This window comes from Streptomyces sp. LMG1-1-1.1 (genome assembly GCF_040815545.1).
In the GTDB taxonomy this organism is placed as follows: domain Bacteria; phylum Actinomycetota; class Actinomycetes; order Streptomycetales; family Streptomycetaceae; genus Streptomyces.
The window spans coordinates 57,084-81,191 of record NZ_JBFPNH010000026.1 but is presented as its reverse complement, the minus strand read 5'-3'; the positions used below and the strand labels follow the sequence as shown (position 1 = coordinate 81,191).

Below are 24,108 nucleotides of genomic sequence, written 5' to 3'. Positions count from 1 at the left end.
AGCCCCGCGCCGAAGCTTCCAGTAGCTCCCCGCTGCGTGCCCCCACTGGACAGCGCGGTGGCGAAGGTCCACAGTTCAGGGCGGTCGGTGATGTTCATGTCACCCGACCGCCCTGAAATTTTTGTGCTATTTCCCGGAACCTCCGTGTTCCTCCCTGCATCTCACTCATTGTCGGTTTGGATGACGTTCAGGTCATACGTCAGCGCGAATGGGGTAGTCATGCGCGGGATCAGCGGGATCAGTCGAAGGGGGCTGCTCGGGGCGGGTGTCGGCGCCGCGGCGGCCATCGGTATCGCCGGATGCAGTGGCAAGAACGAGGACAAGCCGGGGCGTTCCGGACCTGGCAAGGGCGGCGACACCACGGCGGACCCGGGGACGCCTTCCCCGACCAAGGACGACGCCCGGCTCATCGGCGACGGTTCCACCGCCGACACCGGCAAGCAGCCGCACCAGCCCGACGCCCCCGTCCCGCTCGAACCCGGCCAGACCCCGCCGCAGTTCGTGATCTTCTCCTGGGACGGCGCGGGCGAGGTCGGAAACGGCCTCTTCCCCCGCTTCCTCGAACTGGCCAAGAACCACGACGCGGCGATGACGTTCTTCCTCTCCGGGATCTACCTCCTGCCCGAATCGAAGAAGGACCTCTACCGCCCGCCGAACAACCGCGTCGGCGCGTCCGACATCGGCTACCTCACCGACGCCCACATCAAGGACACCCTGAAGTACGTCCGGCAGGCCTGGCTCGAAGGCCACGAGATCGGCACGCACTTCAACGGGCATTTCTGCGGCGGCTCCGGCTCCGTCGGAAACTGGACCCCGGCCCAGTGGCAGAGCGAGATCGACCAGGCGATGAAGTTCGTCACCGAATGGAAGACCAACAGCGGCTGGACCGACCTCGACCCGCTCCCCTTCGACTACTCCAAGGAGCTCGTCGGCGGCCGTACGCCCTGCCTCCTCGGCCAGGACAACCTGCTCCCCACCGCCAAGCGGCTCGGCTGGCGCTACGACGCCAGCTCGCCCGGCGGCCGCCAGACGTGGCCGGTCAAGCGCCAGGGCATCTGGGACCTGCCGCTGCAGGCGGTGCCCTTCCCCGGGCACTCCTTCGAGGTCCTGTCCATGGACTACAACATGCTCGCCAACCAGTCGAAGAACACGACGAAGGGCATGCCCTCCCGCTACCCGGGCTGGCGCAAGCAGGCCACCGACGCACTCCTGGGCGGCTTCACGCGCGCGTACGAGTCGAATCGCGCGCCCTTCTACATCGGCAACCACTTCGAGCAGTGGAACGGCGGCATCTACATGGACGCCGTCGAGGACGCGCTCAAGGGAATGGCCGGAAAGAAGGACGTCCGGCTCGTCTCCTTCAAGCAGTTCGTCGACTGGCTCGACGTCCAGGACCCGCAGATCCTCGACCGGCTGCGGACCCTGGAAGTGGGACAGCAGCCCGCCGGCGGCTGGAACACCTTCCTGCGGCCCGCTTCTCCCACCCCGACCGCTTAGAAGATGTTGACAAGGGGCTTTTCGGGCACGTAGGGGGGTGCCCAAGATCCCCCAAACGCCCATGCGAAACTTTTCACATGAGCCTTAGCCGTGCCCCTCGTCGCATCCGGCGCACCCTGGTCGCCGTCGGCATGCTGTCCGCCGCCGCCCTCACGCTCTCGGCCTGCGGCGGGGACGACAACGGCAAGTCCGGGGGCGGTGGCAACACCAACTTCGTGACCAACACGGGTGGCATCTCCACCGTCGCCAAGGGCGAGCGCGCGACCACCGGCGAGCTCGCCGGCGAGACCCTCGAAGGCAAGCAGCTCGATGTCGCCGACCTCAAGGGCAAGGTCGTCGTCCTCAACGTCTGGGGCTCCTGGTGCGGCCCCTGCCGCGCCGAGGCCCCCCACTTCGCCAAGGTCGCCAAGGACTTCCAGGGCCAGGGCGTCGAGTTCGTCGGACTCAACACCCGCGACCCCAACAAGCAGCCGGCCCTCGCCTTCGAAGAGGACTACGGGGTGCCCTACCCCAGCCTCTACGACCCGCAGGGCAAGCTGATCCTCTTCGGCTTCCCCAAGGGCACCCTCAACCCGCAGGCCATCCCCTCCACCGTCGTCCTCGACAAGGAGGGCAGGATCGCCGCCCGCTCGCTCATGGCGCTCGACGAGAAGAAGCTCCGGTCGATGATCGAGCCCCTCCTCAAGGAGAAGTGAGCCCGTGAACGAGACGGTCACCAGCGGAGCCCTGCTGCTCGCCCTCCCCATCGCGGTCCTCGGCGGACTGGTCTCCTTCTTCTCGCCGTGCGTGCTCCCGCTCGTCCCCGGCTACCTCTCGTACGTCACCGGGGTCACCGGCACCGACCTCGCGGAGAGCCGCCGCGGCCGGATGACCGCCGGCGCCGTCCTCTTCGTCGCCGGCTTCACCGCCGTCTTCGTGTCCGGCGGCGCGCTCTTCGGCTACTTCGGCGCGACGCTCCAGGAGTACCGCGAGACGCTCACCACAGTCCTCGGCGTGCTCATGATCCTCATGGGCGTGTTCTTCATGGGCCTGATGCCGTGGATCACGCAGCGCGAGTTCCGCTTCCACCGGAAGCCCGTCGCCGGCCTGATCGGCGCCCCGCTGCTCGGCGCGCTCTTCGGCATCGGCTGGACCCCGTGCATCGGCCCGACCCTCGCCTCGGTCAACGCCCTCGCCCTGGAGCAGGCCAGCGCGGGCCGCGGCGCGGTACTCGCCTTCGCGTACTGCATCGGCCTCGGCGTACCGTTCGTCCTCGCGGCCATCGCGTTCCGCAAGGCACTCGGCGCGTTCGGATGGGTCAAGAAGCACTACGCGTGGGTCATGCGGATCGGCGGCGGCATGATGATCGTCACCGGTGTCCTGCTCCTCACGGGCGCGTGGGACAGCATGGTCGCCACGATGCAGGGCTGGTCAGACGGTTTCACGGTGGGGATCTGAGTTCCATGAGCAAGACCGATACGACGGAGAGCGAGCGCGCCGGCGACGAAGCCGCCGGCGCCCAGCTGTCGACCGCCCCCCTGGAAGAGACCGTCATCGGCGGCCCCACGCTCGGGGTCGTCGGCTGGGTCCGCTGGTTCTGGCGGCAGCTGACCTCCATGCGGGTCGCGCTGATCCTCCTCTTCATGCTGTCCCTGGGCGCCGTCCCCGGCTCCCTCGTCCCGCAGACCAGCGCGGACGAGCTCAAGGTGCAGGCGTTCAAGGCGGCCCACCCGACCCTCACGCCGCTGTACGAGAAGCTCCAGTTCTTCGACGTCTACAGCTCGGTGTGGTTCTCCGCGATCTACATCCTGCTGTTCGTCTCCCTCATCGGCTGCATCGTGCCGCGCACCTGGCAGTTCGTCGGCCAGCTCCGCAGCCGCCCGCCGGGCGCCCCCCGGCGCCTCACCCGGCTGCCCGCGTACACCACCTGGCGCACCGAGGCCGAGCCCGAGCAGGTCCGCGAGGCCGCGCTCGCCGTCCTCAAGGGGCGCCGCTTCCGCGCCCACACCGCCGGTGACGCGGTCGCCGCGGAGAAGGGCTACCTGCGCGAGGCCGGGAACCTGGCCTTCCACGTCGCCCTGATCGTGATGCTCGTGGCCTTCGCCTGGGGGCAGCTCTTCAAGTCCGAGGGCGGCAAGCTGATCGTCGAGGGCGACGGCTTCTCCAACACGCTGACCCAGTACGACGACTTCAAGTCCGGTTCCCAGTTCGGCACCGACGAGCTGGAGCCGTTCAGCTTCACCCTGAACTCCTTCAACGGCACGTACGAGAAGGGCGGCCCGCAGCGCGGCACCCCCCGCACCTTCGAGGCGGACGTCACCTACTCGCAGGGCGGCGCGGGGAAGAAGGCCGTGATCCGGGTCAACGAGCCGCTGAAGGTCGGCGACTCCAAGGTCTATCTGATCGCCCACGGCTACGCGCCGGTCGTCACCGTCAAGGACGGCCGTGACAAGACCGTCTTCCACGGCGCCGTGCCGATGCTGCCCATCGACAACAACATCACGTCGACCGGCGCCATCAAGGTCATGGACGGCTACCGCGACAAGAACGGCAAGAAGGAACAGCTCGGCTTCACGGCCCTGTTCGTGCCGACCTTCGCGGGTGCCGGCAGCGGCACGATGTTCTCGCAGTTCCCGGCGCTCGACTTCCCGGTCATGGCGCTCACCGGCTACCACGGCGATCTGCGCGTGAACTCCGGTCTGCCGCAGAACGTGTACCAGCTGAACACGACCAAGATGAAGCAGTTCAAGATCGACAAGGGGACCGGGGTCGCGCAGCGCATGCTGCCCGGCGAGACCATGACGCTCCCCGACGGCGCCGGCTCGATCACCTTCGAGAAGGACGTCAAGGAGTGGGCGAGCTTCCAGATCTCGCAGCAGCCGGGGAACGGCCTGGCCCTCGCGGGCGCCCTCGCCGCCATCGCCGGACTGACCGGTTCGCTCTTCATCCAGCGCCGCCGGATCTGGGTCCGGGCCGTGCGCGGTGAGGACGGCGTCACCGTCGTCGAGATGGCCGGCCTCGGCCGGAGCGAGTCCGCCAAGCTGCCGGAGGAGCTGGGCGACCTCGCGGTCGCGCTGACCGTCCAGGCGCCGCCCACGGCGGAAGCCGTACCGGATACGGAAACCGCGGAAGAACCCGCAGAAGACCCTGCCCCTTCTGGAGAGGCCGACAAGTGATCCTCGCCGCCACGACCAACGAGAGCCTGGCGCGGATGAGCGACCTGCTCATCTACTCCTCGATGGCCGTCTACACCCTGGCGTTCTTCGCCCACATCGCCGAGTGGGTGTTCGGCAGCCGCAGCAAGGTCGGCCGTACCGCCGCCGCCCTCACGCAGCAGGCCGCCGGTGCCGCGGCCCCCGCCGTGACCGTCCAGGTCAAGAAGGCCGGTGGCACCGCCGTACTCGACAAGCCGCAGGTCGTCACCCGATCCGCGGCCGGCACCCGGGACGTGCCGGACGGCCCCGGCGCGGCCGGCGGCACGGTCAAGGGCGACCTGTACGGCCGGATCGCCGTCTCGCTGACCGTCCTCGCCTTCCTGGTCGAGGCCTCGGGCGTGGTCGCCCGCGCGCTGTCCGTGCAGCGTGCCCCCTGGGGCAACATGTACGAGTTCTCCACCACCTTCTCCACGGTGGCGGTCGGCGCGTACCTCGGCTTCCTCATCGCCAAGAAGAACGTCCGCTGGATCGGTCTGCCCCTGGTGACGACCGTCCTGCTCGACCTGGGCATGGCCACCACCTGGCTGAAGACCCCCAGCGACCAGCTGGTCCCGGCGCTCGACTCGTACTGGCTGTGGATCCACGTCTCCACCGCGATCTTCTGCGGCGCGGTCTTCTACATCGGCGCGGTCGGCACCCTGCTGTACCTCTTCCGCGACTCGTACGAGAACAAGCTCGCGACCGGCGGCGACCCGGGCTCCTTCGCCCGCTCCGTCCTGGAGCGGCTGCCCTCGGCGGCCTCGCTCGACAAGTTCTCGTACCGGATCAACGCGGCCGTCTTCCCGCTCTGGACCTTCACGATCATCGCCGGCGCGATCTGGGCCGGCGACGCGTGGGGCCGTTACTGGGGCTGGGACGCCAAGGAGGTCTGGTCCTTCATCACCTGGGTCGGTTACGCCGCGTACCTGCACGCGCGCGCGACGGCCGGCTGGAAGGGGCGCAAGGCCGCGTACATCGCGCTCATCGCCTTCGCCTGCTTCCTCTTCAACTACTACGGCGTCAACATCTTCGTCAGCAGCAAGCACTCCTACGCGGGCGTCTGAGCCCTGCGCTAGCGGCCGACCGGCCCCGGGGCCACGCTTGAGGTATGAGCGAGATCTCCCGGGGCAGGTGCGAGACCCACGACGGCGACGTCCACGTGCTGCGGTTCGTGGTGGACCTCCCGCACCCGGTGCCGGCGGTCTGGGCGGCCGTCGCCTCGCCCGAGGGCCTGCCGGGCTGGCTCTGCGAGGCGGACCCGCTGGAGCCGCGGCTCGGCGGGCGGGTCAGGCTCCGCTGGCTCAACAGCGACACCGAGGTCTCGGGGCTGGTGACGGCCTGGGATCCCGACTACGTGGCCGAGTACACGGTCGATCCGACCACCCACGGCCGGATCCGGTTCCATCTGGAACCGGGGTCCGGGGGCGGCGGGTCGACCGTTCTGCGTTTCACGAACGAGTTCCAGGGGACGCGGGACTACCGGCTCGACTGCGCCGCCGGGTGGCACGAGCACCTGGAGCGGCTCGCGGCGGCGCTGGACGGTCGGCCCACGGACTGGCGTGACTGGTCGGACGAGCGGTGGCGGCATCTGCGGGGGCTGTACGAGCGGGACGACGAGCCCTGGCCCAAGTGGGAGCCGTAGGGACGGAGTCACTCCCGTCACGGCTTCTTCGGCGGGAGGCAGGACGTCGCCGGGGGGTGGCCTTCGGGCCAGGCGATCTGGACGAAGCGCTGGGTGCCGTCGAGGGCGAGTTCGACGATGGGGACGGCCTTGTTGTAGGGGTTGCCGTAGTTGTCGAGGCAGATCCAGCCGCCGGCGCCCTGGACGCGGAGGGAGCCCTTGACCTGGGGCCACTGGGTGACGACGTCGGCGAGCTCGGGGTACAGGGAGCCCTGGGGCGTGGCCTGGCGGATGGCGTGGACGGCGGTGGCCATGGCGTCGTAGGCGACGATGGCCTGCCCGTCGGAGAGGGCGACGGGCTTCTTCGAGGCGCGGGCGATGTCCGTGACGAAGGTCGAGTAGGCGACCGTGGAGCCGCCCGTGGCCGGGACCCGGCGGCCCGGGGCGGGCTTCCAGGCGTCGGGGTGGGCGAGGGCGGCGTACCGGACGGTGAGCTTGGCCTTGAGGGCGTCGCGGTCGAGCTTGTCGTCGGCGCCCAGGTAGGAGCCCTCGTCGCCGGTGAGGATCGTGAAGGCGCGGTCGGTGCAGCCGCGGGCGCCGAGGGCGTTGATGAACTGGCGCAGCTGGGTGTGGCGGCCGGCGAAGAACACGGTCTCGGCGCGGGTGTCGCAGATCAGGTGGGTGATCTGGCGGAAGGTGTTGGCGGTGGTGCCTTCCTCGGTCGGGTCGGCGGGCGAGGTGAAGAGCTGCGGCTCGTAGGGCGCGCCCTTGAGGGACGCGGAGAAGGCGGCCTTGAGGGTGTCGGTGTAGTGGTCGCCGCTGCGGGTGTCCTGGACGAGGAGCGCCTTGGCCGCGTCGACCCGGCCGAAGTGGGCGAGGGCCTTGGCCTCGTCGCTGTTGGTGGGGGAGACGCGGGCCAGGCCGGGGTAGCGGTTCGCCGCGCCGGGGCCGTTCGCGATGTCGTCGGCGGTGATGGTGGTGCCGACGACGGCGATCCCGCTTCCGGTGAGGGCGGTGACCGCCTCCCGCATCTCGGTGGACGAGGTGGCGACGCCGGACACCGCCCGCAGCCGGTGCGGGGCTTCGGTCATGCCGACGAGCCGGTCGACGGTGGTGCGCCAGTGGGCGTTGCCCTTGCCGGTGTTGGCGAGGACCAGCCGGATCTTCGGGGTCTCGCTGTTGGACGCGTGGTTGGCGCGGTACTGGTAGGCGTACGCGCCCTGGATCTCGTGCAGCACCTTGGTCCGCATGCCGGGGTCCATGGAGGTCAGCGGCAGGAGGACGGCGACGGTGGCGTACTCGCCGTCTTTGAGCGCGGCGTTCTCGCGGCCGACGGCGCCGGCGATCTCGGTGAGGTCGGCGACGCGGAAGTCGTATCCGTCGCCGTTGACGCCGACGCACTCGTCGCTCCCGGCGGGACGCTCGACCCCGGTCGCGCAGGAACGGTCCTCCGGGTCGTTGAGCCGGGACATCGCGTAACCGCCGAGACCGAGGACGACGGCGGAGACGACGATCCAGGTGAAGAGCTTCTGGCGGGGTGTCCAGTAGAGGTGGCGGCGCAGCCGTTCGAGCATCGCGTCAGACTCCGTCCTCGCCGCCCGGCGGAAGCGAGAGCTCCCGCCAGGAGCGGATGTCGCGCGGCCAGTGGGTGGCCGCGTCCCACAGCGGACCGCTGCCCGTCAGATGACGGCCGGACAGCCGGCGCAGCTCGTGCGCCAGCCGGTCGGCCACCTCGTCGTCGGGCAGTGCCAGCGGATCGGTGAGCAGCCATACGGCGTGTAGCAGACGCCGTACGGACAGGTGGAGTTCGGTGCCCTCGGCGTCGAGGCCCTCGGGCGGCGTGGGCGCCGGACCCTGCCCGAGCGCGACCGCCCTGCGCGGGTCGGGACCGGTCCCGTGCCGCTCGCGGGGGTACGGGGCGGCGGCGACGAACCGCAGCTGCCCGAGCCAGCCGAGGATGTCGGGACCGGCGAACGACAGCCGCAGGTGGACGACGGCGAGCTCGGTCCGGCCGAGCGCCAGATCGTGGTGGAGCCGGTACGGGCCCGGCTCGGGTCCGTAATGCCTCTGCAGCGTCTCGTGGACGGCCCGCCAGGCCGCGTAGCGCGGATGGTCGCCGTCCTCGAAGCGCAGCCGGTGCAGCAGCAGCGCCCGCAGCAGCGGGTCGGCGACGAAGTGCCCCGGCCCCTCCGGCCAGTTCTCGGCCCGCAGCCGGTCGCGGACGCGCAGGGCCACGTCCCCGTCCAGGGACTCGCCCTGGAGCCGGGCGTGGGCCAGCATCCGCGCCGACTCCTCGTCGTGGGTGGCGGCGAGCACCGCGTACGGCCCCGGCCGCTGCACGGGCAGGAGCTCGGCGAGGAGGGCCGGGGCGACGGGCACCGGCGGGGTGTCCTCGCGCAGCTCCACCGTCAGGTCGAGGAGCGCGCCGGGGGTGAGCGTGGCCCGCAGCGCCGGCGGCGCCTCCCCGGCGGCCCGGCCGAGGAGCGCCACGCCGAGCGGCCGGCCGCCGGTCAGCCGGTGCACCGCGCGGGCCAGCTCGGCCGGGGTCCGGCCGTCCGGGTCGTGCCGGTCGAACACGGACCGGGTCTGCGCCGCCGACAGCGGGGTCAGCTCGACGGCGAGGATGCCGGAGCCGATGCTCGTCCCGCGCGGACACGGCGCCCGGTGCGCCGTCTCCGGAAGCCGGGTCCGGGTGGCGTTGCGCATCCCCTGGTAGTCGCGGTCCCGTGACGTGGCCAGCACGACGATCCGGTCGCGCCGCCCGTCGGCCCGCGCCCGCAGGACCGGCTCGACGAGCTGCCGGCCCACCGCCTCGTGGGCGTTGTCGAGGAGGAGCAGGGGACGCCCGATGCGCGTCCCGCGCTGCCGGAGGCCCGTATAGGCCCGGAACAGGTCCTCGGTCAGCGCGCCGACGAGGAACGCCTCGGCCTCCCGCCGCCGCTCCCCGCCCTGCTCGAAGTCGATCGTCAGCTGCTGGAGTCCGGCCTTGCCGCGCCCTCCCGCGTTGCGGTAGCCGCCGTACCAGCTCTCGGAGGTCCGCTGGAAGCGGCTGAAGACCTCCTCCAGCACCGTCTCCACGGTCGCCTCGGCGAGCAGCCCGGCCAGCGGCGCGGTCGCCTCGGCGAACGTCGCCGCGAGCTTGGAGAGCACCTTGCCCACCCAGTTCGCCGCGGCGCCCCGCGTCGCGTCGACCGTCGCGAGCAGCGGCCCCAGCCGCTGGAGGTCGCGCCGCGCCCGCTCGTCGTCCTCCTGCGACCACGCCAGCGAGGCGACGGCCACCAGGCCGAGCGAGAGCCGGGGGAACTGCACGGCCCGTACGACCGTCCCCCTGGGCGCCAGCTGGACCGCGAGCTCGGCGAGCGCCCCGGTGACCGGTGTCCACCCGGGCCCGTGATCGGCCGGCGGCTCCACGTCCGCGCAGTCGAGCAGTGCGAGCGGCGTGAACCCCCGGTACCGGTTGCGGAGTTCCTTCAGCAGCGCGGTCTTCCCCATCCCGCGTCCCCCGGTGAACACCGTCACCGGGGGATCGTCGCCGTGCTCGTACGCGACCCGCGCCGTGCCCTTCCCGGTCAGCCCGACCAGCCGTGCGGCGAGCCCGCCGTCGTGCAGGACCGCTTCGCGGCCGTACAGCTCCCTGTCCACGCCCCCCGCCACCCCCCTGCTTCCCCACGAGGTGCGCCCCGTCACATCCTCAAGTGCAGGATATCTACCGGCTGTTGGCTTCGCTCAACCATTCGGGCGGGTTCGCGGGCGAGACGGTGGCCCGGGCGGGGACGGAAGAGGGCATGGCCTCTTGGGGCCAGCGGAAGGGTCTTCCTGGGGGTGCCGGGGTTCAGCAGGATGGTGATCACCGCCGAGGGGGCTGAACGCCTGAGCCTCCGAAGCCCACTTGATCCGCGTATCCGTCCGACCGGAGTTGTGTCATGTCTATGTCAAGAAGGCGCCCTCGCAACGCCGTCCTCGCCGGCGCGGGCCTCCTCGCCGCCCTCGCCGTCTACGGCGTGTGCCAGCAGGCCACCGCCTCCGCGACCGACACCGACGCCCAGGCTCCGGCACCGGCCGCCGCCCCCGCCACCGCGTCGCCGACGGCGGCCCCGACGACGGCTCCTGCCCCGTCGCGTACGCCCGCCCCGACCCGCACAGCGACCCCGCCCCGTGCGTCCGCCCCCGCCGAGACGGCCGCGCCCCCCGGCGGGGCGACGGGGCGGCCCACGGCCGGGTCCACCGCGCCCGCCCCGCTCAAGCCGGCCGAACTCCCGGACGGCGACCGAAGGCGGTGGAAGCCCATGGGCGAGGTCAAGTCCCTTCCCCTCAGCGGGGACTTCCAGCTCAACGAGTGCGTGAGCATCGCGAAGGCCACCGCCTGGCACCAGCAGGGCTTCCTCGGCGAGACGCGCGACACGCTCGCCGTCCAGGACACGCTGACCTTCCCCGACGAGGCCACGGCCGCCGCCGCGTACCGCACGACCGTCGCGGCCATGAAGGACTGCCAGGCGACCAGCCGGGAGCTCCAGAAGAAGAACGCACTGCCCCAGGACGCGACCGTCCGGCAGACCGCGAAGTCGGCCGACGGCACCGCCTGGCAGCGCCGCTGGACCGGCGTCCAGGGCATGTCGTCCCCCGGCGACCAGGCGAACCACGTCTACGCCGTCCTGCGGGGCGACGTCCTCGCGCTCCTCCACTACGACGAGGTGGCCTCCGCGTCCGCCGCCCCGTCCTACGACCTCCGGGGTGACACCGCGGTCCTGCGGACCCTCGGCGCACGGCTCACGCAGTGATCCCGAGCGGATCAGCCCTCCCTCCACCCACCTCGCAGGAGACACCCGTGTCCATGAAGCGTTCCGTCGTCCGCGCCGCCGCCGCCCTCGCCCTCGCCGGTCTCGCCGGTGCCACGGCCGTCGCGACCCCCGCCCAGGCCGCCGCGCCCGCCACCGCCACGACCCTGGCCGCCGCCACGGTCTCGGCCTCCACCGCCGGCGGCTCCCTCACCCGTGACGAGATCATCGAGCGCGCCAAGTACTGGCTGGGCAAGAGCATCACGTACAACCAGGGGTCCTCGTACCCCGACTCGGACGGCAAGTACTACCGCACGGACTGCTCCGGATACGTGTCGATGGCCTGGCATCTGACCACCAGCCTCAACACCGTCGGCATCGCGGAGAGCGCCGACACGTACGAGATCTCCCGCGGCGAGCTGAAGGCAGGCGACGTCCTCAACAGCTACTACGACCACGTCATCCTCTTCGACAAGTGGGACGACGCCGCGCACACCAAGTTCTCGTACTACAGCTTCGGCTCGACCCCGGTGAAGCACGTCACCGGCATGTCCATCAACGCCTCCACCATCGACGGCCACCCCAACGGCGACTACAAGGCGCTCCGCTACAGGAAGGCCGTCGACAGCGACGGCGACATGCCCGTGGCCGCCAACTGGGACGGCGGCACGGCCGACAACGTCGGCGTCTTCCGCCCCTCCACGGGAGAGTTCCACCTCCGCTTCGACGACGGCAGCCTCCACAAGCTGTACTGGGGCACGCAGGGCGACCTGCCCGTGGCCGCCAACTGGGACGGCGGCGCGGCCGACAACGTCGGCGTCTTCCGCCCCTCCACCGGGGAGTTCCACCTCCGCATGGACGACGGCAGCCTGACGAAGCTGTACTGGGGCGCCCAGGGCGACCTGCCCGTGGCGGGCAACTGGGACGGCGGCGCGGCCGACAACGTGGGCATCTGGCGCCCGTCCACCGGCGAGTTCCACCTCCGCTTCGACGACGGCAGCCTCCACAAGATCGGCTGGGGCGCGCAGGGCGACCTCCCGGTCGCCGGCAACTGGGACGGCGGCGCGGCGGCCAACGTGGGCATCTTCCGCCCGTCCACCGGGGAGTTCCACCTCCGCATGGACGACGGCAGCCTCACGAAGCTGTACTGGGGCACGCAGGGCGACATCCCGGTCTCGGCCAACTGGGACGGCGGCATCCCGGACAACGTGGGCGTCTGGCGCCCGTCGACCGGCGAGTTCCACCTGCGCTTCGACGACGGCAGCCTGACGAAGCTGTACTGGGGCCAGCCGCGCTGACCCCACGACGGAGGCGGGGCGGGGGCGGGGCGGGAGGACGACTCCTGCCGCGCTCCCGCCCCGCCTCCGTCGGGGCTTCCGCCTCCGTCGGGGCTTCCGCCTCCGTCGGGCTTCGCTCCCGTGGCGGTCAATCGGCGGCGATGGCGTCCAGCTGGGCCCGCAGATACCCGTGCGACTCGATGCCGTGGATCGTCGTTCCCGGCGTGCACTCGTAGAAGTACACGAGCGAGATCAACTCCTCCGCCGGTACGTCGGCGGGCGGCGGCAGCACCCTGTGCCGGCCCGACCGCCACCGCCCGCCGGTCCAACCCGCCATCAGATCCCCGATGTTCACCGTGAACGCCGCCGGGTCGAACGGCGCGTCCTGCCACCCCCCGGCGTCCGTGAACACCTGCAGTCCGCCCTTCCCCGCCTCCCGGTCCAGGACCGTCACCGTCCCGAAGTCCGTGTGCGGCCCGATCCGGAACTGGCCCGGCCGCGGTTCCCCCGTCCGCTCCCGCCCCGGATACCAGTTCACGTTGAACCCGAACGTCGGATGCCCCGTGTGCCGCGTGAAGAAGTCCCGCTCCTCGCCCAGCGCCTCCCCGAGCAGGTCGAGCACCCGGTCCGACAGCGCCTTCATCTCCGCCAGGTACCGCTCCACCAGCGGCCTCAGCTCCGGCACCTCCGCGGGCCAGGTGTTCGGCAGGAACCACTCCGCGTCCACCGCCGCGTCCCCCGTCGGCTCCTCCGCCGCGAACGACAACGACTCCTTCAGGTCCGGCGGCGTCGCCGTCCCCTCCGCGTAGCCGTTCGCCTCCGCCCCCGGCCCCAGCCACCCCCGCCCCCCGACCCGCACGGCGTACGGCTCCTTCACCGCGGCCGGCAGACGGAAGAAACGGCGCGCGACCGCCCGGATCTCGGCACGCAGCCCCGGATCCACCCCATGCCCCGTGACCAGCAGGAACCCCGCCTCACGCAGGGCCCGGTCGACCGCCGGCAGCTGCGGGGCCGGGTCACGCGCCAGGTCGATCGTCGGCAGGCTCGCCTCACTCATCGCCGATGTCCTCGTTCCACAGCGCGGGCTCCCGCTCGATGAACTCCCGCATCAGCTCGACGCATGCGGGATCGTCGAGCACCACGACCTCGACCCCGTGCTCCGCCAGCCACTCGTGCCCGCCGAAGAACGTCTCCGCCTCCCCGACCACCACCCGCGAGATCCCGAACTGCCGCACCAGCCCCGAGCAGTACCAGCACGGCGACAGCGTCGTCACCATCGTCGTCCCCCGATACGAGCGCTGCCGCCCGGCCGCCCGGAACGCGGCGGTCTCCCCGTGCGCCGACGGGTCCCCGTCCTGCACCCGCCGGTTATGCCCCCGCCCGAGCAGGGTGCCGTCGGCGCCGTACAGCGCGGCCCCGATCGGGATCCCGCCCTCCGTGAGGCCGGTACGGGCCTCGTCGAGCGCGGTGGCCAGCCATCGCCGTGCCAGTTCCTGGTCCATGCGGGGAGCCTTCCCCGGCGGGGTGCCGCGATCACCCGGGGTGCGCTGTACGTGCTCCCCAGTGGTGGGCATGACGTAGGAGCCTTTGCCGGGCACGGTGTAGATCAGACCGCTCCCGGCGAGCTCGCGCATGGCTCGGCGGGCGGTCAGTACGGCGATCCCGTACTCCTCGGCGAGGCGAGCCGGTGTGGGAACCATGCGGTCGGGGGCGTACTCCCCGGTTGCGATCTTCGCTGCGATCACGTCAGCCAACTGCTTGTACAGCGGGCGTCCCGACTTCGGGTCAAGGCTCATAAGTCAACACTAGATAGTCATACTAAGACACGTTTGGATGGATCTAGCTACGTAGTTCTGTAGCACTGTGTAGCGCGCATTAGGGTGACGGCATAGAAGACCCCGGCGAGGTGGCTAGACCTCCCGGGGCATGGCCACCAACTCATTAGGGAGTTGATGACGTGCGGAACCCTATCGCGCGCGCACTGGGTCGGGCCTGGATCCCGCTCCTCCTCTGGCTTCTCATGCTCACCCTGCCCCCCACCGGCCGCCATCGCCCCCGGCCCTGTCCGACGGCGCCACCCGCCGCCGCCCCGCGCCGGCACCGCGCCCCCGCCCGGCGTTCCCCGTACGCCCGGGAACAGGCGATGCCCCTGGACGGCTCCCGCTCGCCCCTGGTGCGCCCGTACCTCTCCGGCCCCGGCGCCCGCTCGGCCCAGCGCAAACGCCGTCGGACGCTGTGGCTCGCCACCGTCGGCCTCGACGTCGACCACCGCGACATCCACGCGGGGAGCGCCCGATGAGCCGTTGTGGGGCGCGCCGGTCCGTGTTCGACGTGGCCGAGGCGGTACGTCCGGTGTGGGGCGGGTCGGTCTGTGTCCTCGCCGTGGCGCACGACGGCCCGCACCGCGACCGCGCGGGCGACGGATGGTGGGTGACGCCGGAGATCGCGGACGCGGTGACGGTCTCGCTGCTGGCCTGCGCCCTCACAGCCCGGCCCGAGCCGGAGTTCCGCTCCCCGCGCTGCGTCGTCGGCCGCCACGACCGCTGCCGCGACCACGCACCGCGTGACAGCGGTGTGCCGGGGGTCCGCTACCTGGTGTGCGGGTGCTCGTGCCACCCGGCGGCTTCCGATCGGCCCGACGACCGCCCATGAGCCGCTGTGCGCGGACGGCCGTGTCGGTCGCGGCGGCCACCCCGCCGGAGTGTCACGCCCGCTCCCGACCCCCGTCGGTCGGGAGCGGGTCGGCGACGAACGTTCCCTTGCCGTGGACGGTCAGGATCAGGCCCCGCTCGCGGAGGACCTGGGCCGCGCGGCGGACCGTCAGCTAGGCGACCCCGTACTCCTTGGCGAGGTCCCGCTCGGCGGGCAGGCGGGTGCCTGGGATCAGGTCTCCGGACAGCTGTGGGCCCTGCGGGTCGAACTCAGGGAGCGCACCACCAGGCGCGCGGAGGCGTCGGAGGTGTCGGTCCACGTCCCTTCCACGTCGGAGACGCGGAGGGAGGCAGAGCCGTGGCCGAGGCTCGTGATGACCGCGTAGGCGCCGCCGCCCAGCAGGGTGACGGCGGCCGCGATCACCGTGACGCCAGCGATCCGCAGTTGCGGGCGCGCGGGGCGGAGGTCGTCCTCACGCAACGGCGTCGGCTTCCTCGTAGGGGAAGCGGGCGAGGGGGGTGGGGCGCTGGAAGAAGGTCTTGGCGCGGATCAGGGCTTGGTCGGCGGAGTGGATGTCGCCGGGGCGGGAGGCGGTGCCCTTGAGGACGCCGCCGAAGTGCATGCGGAGGTAGGCGGCGGAGTGGCTGAGGGAGGTGACGAGGCCGTCGGCGACTTCGTGTTCGTCGTGGGCCATGGCGGTGACGCCCCAGAGGGTGTGGCCGGCCATGCGGGTCTTGAAGTCGGAGCCGGGGACGTTGAGCCAGCCGGACCAGTAGTCGAGGTAGCGCTTGGTCTGGGCGGAGAGGCTGTACCAGTAGAGGGGGGAGACGATGACGACGTCGGTGGCTTCCAGGGTGGCGCGGCGGAGGAGCTCCTCGGTGTCGCCGGGGCGGCGGTCGGCGGATTCGTGGCGGCCGTCCTGGAAGTCGGGCAGGGAGAGCTCGTTCAGGTCCACCCAGCGTTGCGGGACGTCCGAGGGGAGGTGGGCGGCGGCGGCGCGGGCGAGGAGCTCGGAGTTGCCGTCGGCGCGGGAGCTGCCAAGGACGAAGAGGAACGAGCGGTCCGGGCCGTGCGGGCTGTCCTGGGTCATGTCTGATGCTCCGGTGTCGTTGGGTATCCGGTGCCAACTCCGGTGTGCCCGGGGCTATTCCGGGTCCCATCGGGCGGGCCGATCGGGGTCATCGGGAGGACGCCCCACTGGCTCGTGGACCGGGTGCGGGGGCTGCTCGTAGCGTCGGTGGCATGAGAAACGAGACCAGGGGAACCGTCGAACTCACCCTCGCCATGGTGCTGTCGGGCACGCTCGGCGTGTTCGTCGTCGAGTCGGGGGCGTCGCCCTTCGAGGTGGTGTTCTTCCGGTGCCTCTTCGGGGCGCTGGCGCTGGGGGCGTACAGCCTGCTGCGCGGGTTCTTCACCGGGCACGGGTTCACGGCGCGGAAGCTGGGGATGGCGGCGCTGGGCGGGGTGTTCATCGTCTTCAACTGGGTGTTCCTGTTCGAGGCGTACGAGGCCAGCTCGATCTCGCTCGCGACCGTCGTCTACCACACGCAGCCGTTCTTCCTGGTGCTGCTGGGGGCGGTGTTCATGAGGGAGCGGATCCCGGCCGGGAAGCTGGGGTGGCTGGTCGTCGCCTTCGTGGGGCTGGTCCTGGTGTCCGGGGTGCGGCCGGGGGACACGGCGTCGCTGAAGGGGATCGGGTTCGCGCTCGCGGCGGCCGTGCTGTACGCGCTGTCGACGTTCGTGACGAAGCGGATCACCGGGGTGCGGCCGCATCTGATCGCGCTGGTGCAGGTGCTCGTGGGGATGCCGCTGCTGCTGCCGTTCACGGACTTCGGCGCGGTGGCGGGGCTCGGGGCGGGATGGGCGTGGCTGGTGGGCCTCGGACTGATCCACACGGGTCTGATGTACGTGCTGATGTACGCGGCGTACGCCAAGCTGCCGACCGCGAAGATCGCCGTGCTCGCCTTCACCTACCCGGCGGTCGCGATGGGGGTGGACTGGGCGGTGTACGGGCACCACATCGGGCTCGTGCAGGCGCTCGGGGTTCCGCTGATCGTGCTGGCGAGCCTGAAGGTCACGCTGGCGGGGTCTGCTCGGACACGAGGCGGCGCGCCTGCTCGACGAACAGGCGGACGTGCGGGGGAAGCCGCTTCCCCCGCCGCCACGCGAGCTGCGTGAAGAGGGTGAACGGGGCCTGCCAGGCCAGCGGGACCAGGGCCCCGGACGCCAGCTCCTCGGAGACGGTGACCCGGGGCAGGAGGGCGATCCCGAGGCCGGCGGCGACGCCGCGCTTCGTCGCCTCGATGGTGCCGAACTCCATGAAGGGCGGTGCCCACTCCCGGAGCTCCCGCTCGAAGAGGTCGCGGTAGGGGCAGCCGGGTTCGGTGCCGAGCAGTTGGGCGCCGGCGAGGTCGGCACCGGTGAGGCCCGTACGGCCGGCCAGGGGGTGGTCCGGGCCGGCGACGAGGACGAGGGGCTCGGGGGCGAGGACCTCGGATTCCAGGCCGTCGTGCTCGATGTCGGGCTCCAGGAGGAAGCCGACGTCGTAGGTGCCCTGGCGGAGGGCCTGGCGGGTCTCGTCGCCGAGGGTGGGGCGGAGGGTGAGCCGGACCTTGGGGTAGCGGTGGTGGAAGTACTCCAGGAGCGGCGGCAGGCGGTAGGAGGTGAGGGACTCCATGGTGCCGACGGCGATCGGGCCCGAGGGTTCCTCGGTGGCCGCGACGGCGGTACGGGCCTCCTCCGCGAGGTCCGCCATGCGGCGGGCGTACGGGAGGAGCCGCTCGCCGGCCTCGGTGAGGCGGATGCGGCTGCCGAGCCGCTCGAAGAGCTCCACGCCGAGGGACGACTCCAGGGAGCGGATCTGGCCGGTGACGCTGGACTGGGCGTAGCCGAGGTCGGCGGCGGCCCGCGTGAAGGAGAGGACGTCGGCGACCTTCTCGAAGGTGGCCAGGAGCCGCAGCTCCATCAGCGCGCCGGCCCTTCGGTCCGTCCGTGCTGCCGCAGCGCCATCAGCTGTCCGTGTCCTCGCCGCGCTCGCGCTTCCTCAGTTCTTCCTCGCGGCGGCGGAGGTCGGCCTCCCAGTCCTTGAGGACGGACTCGTCCTTCTTGTTCTCCTCGCGGAGGGACTTCAGGAAGTCGGGGTTGTCGTCCGGGGCGACCCACTCCTGGCGGTGGTTGCGGTGCCACTCGGAGGGCGTACGGCCTCCGGCGGGGGCGCGGCGCATCTTGCCGGCGGCGAACCAGACGATGGGGCCGACGATCCAGAAGAGGAGGATGATGATGACCCAGACGACCTTGGGCAGGTGCTTCGCCTCGTCCTCGGGGGTGTTGAGGCAGTCGATGAACGCGTAGATCGTCAGCGCCAGCGGCAGGATGTACATCAGTGCCCTGAGCATGTGGGACGGCCCCCTGGAAGCAGCGGCGGGGCGTGTTGCGACGGCCCCGGTGACGAGCCAAGCGTAGCCCGTGGCGGATACTGGCCCCTATGGCTTACGACGATCTCCGCTCGCTGCTCAGGGCCCTGGAGCGCGAAGGCGACCTCAAGCGCATCAAGGCCGAAGTCGACCCGTACCTGGAGGTCGGGGAGATCGTCGACCGCGTGAACAAGGCGGGAGGCCCGGCGCTCCTCTTCGAGAACGTCAAGGGCTCCGCCATGCCGCTCGCGATGAACGTCTTCGGGACGGACCGGCGGCTGCTCAAGGCGCTCGGCCTGAAGTCGTACGGCGAGATCAGCGAGAAGATCGGCGGGCTGCTCAAGCCCGAGCTCCCGCACGGTTTCGTCGGCGTACGCGAGGCCTTCGGGAAGCTGGGCGCGATGGTCCACGTGCCGCCGAAGAAGGTGAAGTCCGATGCGGCCCCCGTGCAGGAGGTCGTGCTCACCGGCGACGACGTCGACCTCGACAAGCTGCCGGCCCTCTTCACGTGGCCGAAGGACGGCGGGTCCTTCTTCAACCTGGGGCTCACCCACACCAAGCACCCCGAGACCGGCGTGCGGAACCTCGGCCTCTACCGGCTCCAGCGGCACGACAAGCGCACCATCGGCATGCACTGGCAGATCCACAAGGACAGCCGGAACCACTACGCGGTGGCCGCGGCGAAGGGCGAGCGGTTGCCGGTCGCCATCGCGTTCGGCTGCCCGCCGGCCGTCACGTACGCCTCGACGGCTCCGCTGCCGGGCGACATCGACGAGTACCTGTTCGCCGGCTTCGTGCAGGGCAAGCGGATCGAGATGGTCGACTGCAAGACCGTCCCGCTCCAGGTCCCGGCCCACGCCGAGGTCGTCGTCGAGGGCTGGCTGGAGCCCGGCGAGACGTTGCCGGAGGGGCCCTTCGGCGACCACACCGGCTTCTACACGCCGCAGGAGCCGTTCCCCGCGCTGAAGATCGACTGCGTCACGATGCGCAAGCGCCCGCTGCTCCAGTCGATCGTCGTCGGCCGGCCGCCGACCGAGGACGGGCCGCTGGGGCGGGCCACGGAGCGGTTCTTCCTGCCCCTGCTCAAGATCATCGTGCCGGACATCGTCGACTACCACCTGCCGGAGTCGGGCGGTTTCCACAACTGCGCGATCGTCTCGATCGACAAGAAGTACCCGAAGCACGCCCAGAAGGTCATGCACGCCATCTGGGGCGCCCACATGATGTCCCTGACGAAGCTGATCATCGTCGTCGACAAGGACTGCGACGTCCACGACCTCCACGAGGTCTCCTGGCGCGCCCTCGGCAACACCGACTACGCCCGCGACCTGACGGTCGTGGAAGGCCCGGTCGACCACCTCGACCACGCCTCCTACCAGCAGTTCTGGGGCGGCAAGGCCGGCATCGACGCCACCAGGAAGCTCCCCGAGGAGGGCTACACCCGCGACGGCGGCTGGCCCGACATGGTCGAGTCCGACCCGGCGACGGCGGCCCTGGTGGACCGCCGCTGGAAGGAGTACGGGCTGTGACCACGGCGGCTGTACCGGGCGCCCAGCCGGGGCGCACCAAGGCGTTCCTGCGGCTGGTGATGATCGAGCACTCGGTGTTCGCGCTGCCCTTCGCGTACATCGCCTCGCTCACCGCGATGTTCCAGCTCGACCGGAACATCCACTGGTGGACGCTGTTCCTGGTGACGGTGTGCATGGTGGGGCTGCGGACGTTCGCGATGGCCTGCAACCGGATCATCGACCGGGAGATCGACGCCCGGAACCCGCGGACGGCCGGCCGTGAGCTGGTCACGGGGGCGGTGTCCGTGCGGTCGGCGTGGGTCGGGGCCGGGATCGCGGTCGTGGTGTTCCTCGGGGCGGCCGCGCTGCTGAACCCGCTGTGCCTGGCGCTGGCGCCGCTCGCGGTGATCCCGATGGTCGTGTACCCGTACGGGAAGAGGTTCACGAACTTCCCGCACGCGATCCTCGGGCTCGCGCAGGCGATCGGGCCGATCGGGGCGTGGCTCGCGGTGACCGGCGAGTGGTCGTGGGACGCGGTGATCCTGGGGCTCGCGGTGGGGGTGTGGATCGGCGGGTTCGATCTGATCTTCGCCTGTCAGGACGTGCAGGCCGACCGGGCGCACGGGGTGATGTCGGTACCGGCGCGCTTCGGGGTGCCGGCGGCGCTGTGGGGCGCGAGGGCGTCGGCGGTCGTGACGACGGGGCTGCTCGTCTGGTACGCGGTGGCCACGGACGCCGGGACGTTCTTCTGGGTCGGTCTCGTGATCGTGGTGGCGGCCTTCGGGTACGAGCACTCGATCGTCAAGCCGCACGACCTGTCGCGGCTGAACCGTGCCTTCTTCACGACGAACGGGTTCATCGGGATCAGTCTGTTCGTGTGCGCGCTGCTCGACCTGCTCGTGCGGGGGCTCTCGATCTGACGGCGGGCCGGCCCTGAGGGGTCGGCGCCTCAGGGGCCCGGGGTGAAGCCGTCGAGGAGGGCGTCCAGGCCGGTGGCCAGGCCGGTCGGGCCGCCGTGGTCGGCGAGGGTCGGGGCGGCGTCGCGGAGGCGGGGGAGTTCGCGGGCCGGCATGCGGTGGAGACCGAGGCGGAACGCCGGGTCGGGCTCGTCGGGGTTGTCGACCATCGCGCGCAGGTCGCCCAGGATGTAGCCGAGGATCCAGCCGGTGACGGCCCGGAAGGCCATGACGGTCGCGTCCTCGCCGAGGCCCGCCCGGCCGAGCACGGCCAGGATGCGCTCGTGGCCCCGGAGGACGGCGAGCGGGCGGCGGGCCAGCGGGACCGCCAGCATGCGGGTCGCCAGGAGCGGCGCCACGTGGGGGTGCGCGAGGGCGACCCCGTAGGTCTCGGCGGCGATCCGGTGCAGCTCGTCCCGCCATTCGGGTGCCTCGGGGGAGGCGGCGAGCCGTTCCTCCAGTTCGGTGTAGAGGGCCTCGACCAGACCGTCGAGCAGCGCGTCCTTCCCCGCCGCGTACCGGTACAGCGCCATGGCCTCCACGCCGAGCTCGGCGCCGGTCCTGCGCATGCTCAGGGCGGACAGTCCCTCGCGGTCGACCAGTTCCAGGGCGGTGGCCAGCACGCGCTCCCGGCTCAGCCGGCCGTAGCGGCCGTGGTCGCCGGCGCGGCGGGCCGGTGCCCGCCGCCCCCGCGCGGGGTCCTTCTCGATCGGCATGTGCCCGCCTTGACCGCTGAACATCCAGGGATAAAGTGTACATATACGTCGTAAACGTACGGCGCCATCGGCAGGGGGAACCCGCCGGGCGCCACGTCCGGCGGACGGCCTCCGCAGCACGGCACGACCGTGCACCGATTCGACCCGGAGCCATCATGACCACTTACCCGACCCTGCCGCAGAGCACCGGCTCCCGGCCCGAGGACCACCCCATCCGCCGCTCCACCGACCCGCCGCCGCACCCGATGCGGCGCGCCGAGGACAGGGCGCCGACCCGGCTCGCGGTGAGCCTGGTCGTCCCGGCGCTCAACGAGGCGCGCAACATCCCCTGGGTGTTCGAACAGATCCCGGACTGCGTCGGCGAAGTCCTCCTGATCGACGGCGACTCCTACGACGCCACGGTCCGCGTGGCGACCCAGATCCTGCCCGCGGTCCGCAGCATCCCGCAGAGCGGGAAGGGCAAGGGGAACGCGCTGCGCACCGGCTTCCTCGCGGCGCGCGGCGACTACATCGTGATGATGGACGCCGACGGCAGCATGTCCCCCGCCGAGATCCCGCACTTCGTGCACTTCCTGGAGAACGGGTACGACTTCGTCAAGGGCTCCCGTTTCGTCGAAGGCGGCGGCTCCCTCGACATCACCCGCTTCCGCCGGCTCGGCAACCACGCCCTGCTCGCCCTCGTGAACCGGCTCTACGACGCCACGCTCACCGACCTCTGCTACGGCTTCTGCGCCTTCCGCCGCACCTTCCTCGACCAGCTCGACCTGCACGCCACCGGCTTCGAGATCGAGACCGAGATGGTCGTGCACGCCCTGCGCTCCGGACTCCGGATCGCCGAGGTCCCGAGCCTCGAACTCCCCCGGCGCAACGGACGCTCCAACCTGCACGCGATCTCCGACGGGCGGCGCGTGCTCCGCACCCTCCTGTCCGAGCGACCCGGCGCGAAGGCGCCCGCCCCGCGGGAGCGGAGCACGCCGTGACCCCGGCCCCGCCCGGTCCGTCCGTCCCGATGCCCGTCGTCGAGATCGACCTCGCCGAGCCGGGAGCCTTCCGGCGCCCCGGCGGCCGGGTACGGATCGGGCCGTCGGGCCGCGCACTGGGCCTCGTACGGCTGCACGGCCGCCCCCTGGGGATGGCCGAGGCGTCCGGACACGGCCCCGGGGAACTGTGGCAGGCGCTCGCTGACACGGCACTGAGGGAGTTCCCGGTCGCGGAGGAGGCTCCGGGCGGCGCCGGAGGTGCTGCCGCGGTCGCCATGGCTCGAGGCGCAGAGGGTGCCTCCGCGGGCGTCTCGGCTCCGGGCCTCCGTTCCGGGCCCGCCGTCGCCCAGGCTCCGGAGATCAGCGTGATCGTCGCGACGCGGAACCGCGCCGGGATGCTCAGGGACTGCCTGGACTCGCTGCTGGCGCTCGCGTACCCGCGGTTCGAGGTCATCGTGGTGGACAACGCCCCGTCGGACGCGTCCACCGAGAAGTTGATCAGGCGGGAGTACGGTCGGCTCCGGGACCGCCGCGGGACCGCACGGAAGCGGCGGCCCGTCGTCCGCTACCTGCGCGAGCCGGTGCCCGGCCTCGCCCGGGCGCACAACCGGGGCCTGGCCGCGGCCCGGGGCCGCATCGCCGCCTTCACGGACGACGACACGCTCGTCGACCCCGGATGGCTGACCGCGCTCGCCGCGCCCTTCCTCGCCGACGCCCGTACCGGCTGCGTCACCGGCCTCATCGTCCCCGCCGAGCTGGACACCGAGGCGCAGGTCGCGCTGGAGCGGCACGGCGCGTTCGCGAAGGGGTACGCCCCGCGGACCTGGTCGCTGCGCGCGCCGCCGGAGGACCCGCTGTTCCCGTTCACGGCGGGCCGGTTCGGGTCCGGCGCGAACATGGCCTTCCGTACGGACCTGCTGCGCGAACTCGGCGGTTTCGACCCCGCCACCGGAGTGGGCACGCCCGCGCACGGCGGTGACGACCTGCTGTCGTTCTTCCGGGTGCTGGCCCGGGGCCGTTCCCTCGCCTACGAGCCGGGCGCCATCGTCTGGCACCGGCACCGGCGCACCCCCGAGGCGCTCGAAGCGCAGGCGTTCGGCTACGGCGCGGGCTTCGGCGCCTACCTGGCCGGGGCACTCGTCCACGAACCGCGCATGCTGCCCGCGCTGCTGCGCCGACTTCCCGGCGGCGTGCGGTACGCGCTGGCCAGGAGCCGGGGACGAGCCGGAGTCGACACCGGGATCGACACCGGACCACTCGACACGGCCACGGAGGTCGCCTCGTCCCGGATCGCCCGGCTGGAGCTGCGCGGCCTGCTCTACGGGCCGTTCGGCTACCTGCGCAGCAGGCGTGAGGAGCGGCGGCTGCGCCGACGGGCCGGACACGGCCGGAGCGCCCCCGCCCCCGCCCTCTGGCTTTTCGGCTCCGGTGGTCGCGCCCGCGGCGTCCGCGCCCACCCCGGGACACGGAGGCGGGGTGCCCGCGGCGTCCCCGCCCACCCCGGCACACGGAGGCGGGGCGGAGCAAGATGACCGGGCAG

At 71.8% G+C, this 24,108-nt stretch carries 24 protein-coding genes and 1 pseudogene; 15 read left to right on the top strand and 10 right to left on the bottom strand.

All coding sequences use genetic code 11. The annotated features are described in order from the left end of the window. The first annotated feature begins 228 nt into the window (after positions 1-228). The 6 genes from MRBLMG1_RS15500 (at position 229) to MRBLMG1_RS15475 (ending at position 6,312) form a co-directional block, all read left to right on the top strand. Entirely contained in the window at positions 229-1,497 is a 1,269-nt protein-coding gene (locus MRBLMG1_RS15500) for a hypothetical protein (protein WP_367824625.1), read from the top strand. Between the two features lie 77 nt (positions 1,498-1,574). Continuing rightward, positions 1,575-2,192 carry a TlpA family protein disulfide reductase gene (locus tag MRBLMG1_RS15495; protein ID WP_367824582.1) on the top strand — a complete coding sequence of 206 codons (618 nt, stop codon included), beginning with the start codon at positions 1,575-1,577 and terminating at the stop codon, positions 2,190-2,192. Between the two features lie 4 nt (positions 2,193-2,196). Next, positions 2,197-2,934, top strand: coding sequence for a cytochrome c biogenesis CcdA family protein (locus MRBLMG1_RS15490; protein WP_367824581.1), 738 nt, complete (start codon positions 2,197-2,199; stop codon positions 2,932-2,934). Positions 2,935-2,939: 5 nt separating this feature from the next. Next, positions 2,940-4,652: a cytochrome c biogenesis protein ResB gene (gene resB / locus MRBLMG1_RS15485; protein WP_367824580.1), complete on the top strand. Its 1,713-nt coding sequence runs from the start codon at positions 2,940-2,942 to the stop codon at positions 4,650-4,652. Further along, complete coding sequence (ccsB, locus tag MRBLMG1_RS15480; protein ID WP_367824579.1) at positions 4,649-5,734, top strand: c-type cytochrome biogenesis protein CcsB; 1,086 nt, start codon at positions 4,649-4,651, stop codon at positions 5,732-5,734. The genes resB and ccsB overlap by 4 nt, the downstream gene beginning before the upstream one ends. 44 nt (positions 5,735-5,778) lie before the next feature. Next, positions 5,779-6,312 carry an SRPBCC domain-containing protein gene (locus MRBLMG1_RS15475; RefSeq protein WP_367824578.1) on the top strand — a complete coding sequence of 178 codons (534 nt, stop codon included), beginning with the start codon at positions 5,779-5,781 and terminating at the stop codon, positions 6,310-6,312. A 17-nt stretch (positions 6,313-6,329) separates the two neighbouring features. On the opposite strand, the gene MRBLMG1_RS15470 is transcribed toward MRBLMG1_RS15475, so the two are convergent. Both MRBLMG1_RS15470 and MRBLMG1_RS15465 read right to left on the bottom strand, forming a co-directional pair. Beyond that, the gene (locus MRBLMG1_RS15470) at positions 6,330-7,865 is read right to left on the bottom strand and encodes a hypothetical protein (RefSeq protein WP_367824577.1); all 1,536 of its coding nucleotides are present in this window, start codon (positions 7,863-7,865) and stop codon (positions 6,330-6,332) included. A 4-nt stretch (positions 7,866-7,869) separates the two neighbouring features. After that, positions 7,870-9,933 carry a hypothetical protein gene (locus MRBLMG1_RS15465; protein ID WP_367824576.1) on the bottom strand — a complete coding sequence of 688 codons (2,064 nt, stop codon included), beginning with the start codon at positions 9,931-9,933 and terminating at the stop codon, positions 7,870-7,872. Positions 9,934-10,214: 281 nt separating this feature from the next. On the opposite strand from MRBLMG1_RS15465, the gene MRBLMG1_RS15460 reads away from it, so the two are divergent. Together MRBLMG1_RS15460 and MRBLMG1_RS15455 are read left to right on the top strand one after the other, a co-directional pair. Further along, entirely contained in the window at positions 10,215-11,069 is an 855-nt protein-coding gene (locus MRBLMG1_RS15460; protein WP_367824575.1) for a hypothetical protein, read from the top strand. A 47-nt stretch (positions 11,070-11,116) separates the two neighbouring features. Beyond that, positions 11,117-12,364 carry a VCBS repeat-containing protein gene (locus MRBLMG1_RS15455; RefSeq protein ID WP_414721586.1) on the top strand — a complete coding sequence of 416 codons (1,248 nt, stop codon included), beginning with the start codon at positions 11,117-11,119 and terminating at the stop codon, positions 12,362-12,364. Positions 12,365-12,491: 127 nt separating this feature from the next. Here MRBLMG1_RS15455 and MRBLMG1_RS15450 read toward each other — a convergent pair whose 3' ends face one another. From MRBLMG1_RS15450 to MRBLMG1_RS15440, 3 genes and pseudogenes are all read right to left on the bottom strand, one after another. Beyond that, positions 12,492-13,400, bottom strand: coding sequence for an isopenicillin N synthase family dioxygenase (locus tag MRBLMG1_RS15450; protein WP_367824574.1), 909 nt, complete (start codon positions 13,398-13,400; stop codon positions 12,492-12,494). Further along, positions 13,393-13,845: a nucleoside deaminase gene (locus MRBLMG1_RS15445; protein ID WP_367824623.1), complete on the bottom strand. Its 453-nt coding sequence runs from the start codon at positions 13,843-13,845 to the stop codon at positions 13,393-13,395. Before MRBLMG1_RS15445 ends, MRBLMG1_RS15450 begins: the two co-directional genes overlap by 8 nt. 84 nt (positions 13,846-13,929) lie before the next feature. Then, a pseudogene (locus tag MRBLMG1_RS15440) lies at positions 13,930-14,139 on the bottom strand (GntR family transcriptional regulator); the annotation flags it as partial. A gap of 161 nt (positions 14,140-14,300) precedes the next feature. On the opposite strand from MRBLMG1_RS15440, the gene MRBLMG1_RS15435 reads away from it, so the two are divergent. Then, positions 14,301-14,642, top strand: coding sequence for a hypothetical protein (locus MRBLMG1_RS15435; protein ID WP_367824573.1), 342 nt, complete (start codon positions 14,301-14,303; stop codon positions 14,640-14,642). A gap of 23 nt (positions 14,643-14,665) precedes the next feature. Further along, a complete protein-coding gene (locus tag MRBLMG1_RS15430; protein ID WP_367824572.1) occupies positions 14,666-14,995 on the top strand; it encodes a hypothetical protein in 330 nt (109 codons plus the stop codon). A 231-nt stretch (positions 14,996-15,226) separates the two neighbouring features. Here MRBLMG1_RS15430 and MRBLMG1_RS15420 read toward each other — a convergent pair whose 3' ends face one another. Together MRBLMG1_RS15420 and MRBLMG1_RS15415 are read right to left on the bottom strand one after the other, a co-directional pair. After that, positions 15,227-15,475 carry a hypothetical protein gene (locus MRBLMG1_RS15420; protein WP_367824571.1) on the bottom strand — a complete coding sequence of 83 codons (249 nt, stop codon included), beginning with the start codon at positions 15,473-15,475 and terminating at the stop codon, positions 15,227-15,229. Beyond that, a complete protein-coding gene (locus tag MRBLMG1_RS15415) occupies positions 15,468-16,085 on the bottom strand; it encodes an NAD(P)H-dependent oxidoreductase (protein WP_367824570.1) in 618 nt (205 codons plus the stop codon). Before MRBLMG1_RS15415 ends, MRBLMG1_RS15420 begins: the two co-directional genes overlap by 8 nt. A 152-nt stretch (positions 16,086-16,237) precedes the next feature. Between MRBLMG1_RS15415 and MRBLMG1_RS15410 the strand changes: the two genes are divergently transcribed. Next, complete coding sequence (locus MRBLMG1_RS15410) at positions 16,238-17,173, top strand: DMT family transporter (RefSeq protein ID WP_367824569.1); 936 nt, start codon at positions 16,238-16,240, stop codon at positions 17,171-17,173. Here MRBLMG1_RS15410 and MRBLMG1_RS15405 read toward each other — a convergent pair. Together MRBLMG1_RS15405 and MRBLMG1_RS15400 are read right to left on the bottom strand one after the other, a co-directional pair. Beyond that, positions 17,070-17,960, bottom strand: coding sequence for a LysR family transcriptional regulator (locus MRBLMG1_RS15405; protein ID WP_367824568.1), 891 nt, complete (start codon positions 17,958-17,960; stop codon positions 17,070-17,072). The two genes, MRBLMG1_RS15410 and MRBLMG1_RS15405, sit on opposite strands and share 104 nt — an antisense overlap. Positions 17,961-18,003: 43 nt before the next feature. After that, positions 18,004-18,390: a PLD nuclease N-terminal domain-containing protein gene (locus MRBLMG1_RS15400; RefSeq protein WP_367824567.1), complete on the bottom strand. Its 387-nt coding sequence runs from the start codon at positions 18,388-18,390 to the stop codon at positions 18,004-18,006. An 89-nt stretch (positions 18,391-18,479) separates the two neighbouring features. On the opposite strand from MRBLMG1_RS15400, the gene MRBLMG1_RS15395 reads away from it, so the two are divergent. Both MRBLMG1_RS15395 and mqnP read left to right on the top strand, forming a co-directional pair. After that, a complete protein-coding gene (locus MRBLMG1_RS15395; RefSeq protein ID WP_367824566.1) occupies positions 18,480-19,937 on the top strand; it encodes a menaquinone biosynthesis decarboxylase in 1,458 nt (485 codons plus the stop codon). Next, complete coding sequence (gene mqnP / locus MRBLMG1_RS15390; protein WP_367824565.1) at positions 19,934-20,836, top strand: menaquinone biosynthesis prenyltransferase MqnP; 903 nt, start codon at positions 19,934-19,936, stop codon at positions 20,834-20,836. Before MRBLMG1_RS15395 ends, mqnP begins: the two co-directional genes overlap by 4 nt. A gap of 29 nt (positions 20,837-20,865) precedes the next feature. Here the strand turns inward: mqnP and MRBLMG1_RS15385 are convergent, their stop codons facing one another. Continuing rightward, entirely contained in the window at positions 20,866-21,588 is a 723-nt protein-coding gene (locus MRBLMG1_RS15385; protein ID WP_367824564.1) for a TetR/AcrR family transcriptional regulator, read from the bottom strand. 155 nt (positions 21,589-21,743) lie between these two features. On the opposite strand from MRBLMG1_RS15385, the gene MRBLMG1_RS15380 reads away from it, so the two are divergent. Together MRBLMG1_RS15380 and MRBLMG1_RS15375 are read left to right on the top strand one after the other, a co-directional pair. Continuing rightward, positions 21,744-22,568 carry a glycosyltransferase family 2 protein gene (locus MRBLMG1_RS15380; RefSeq protein WP_367824563.1) on the top strand — a complete coding sequence of 275 codons (825 nt, stop codon included), beginning with the start codon at positions 21,744-21,746 and terminating at the stop codon, positions 22,566-22,568. Further along, the gene (locus tag MRBLMG1_RS15375; RefSeq protein ID WP_367824562.1) at positions 22,565-24,100 is read left to right on the top strand and encodes a glycosyltransferase; all 1,536 of its coding nucleotides are present in this window, start codon (positions 22,565-22,567) and stop codon (positions 24,098-24,100) included. The genes MRBLMG1_RS15380 and MRBLMG1_RS15375 overlap by 4 nt, the downstream gene beginning before the upstream one ends. Positions 24,101-24,108 lie beyond the last annotated feature (8 nt).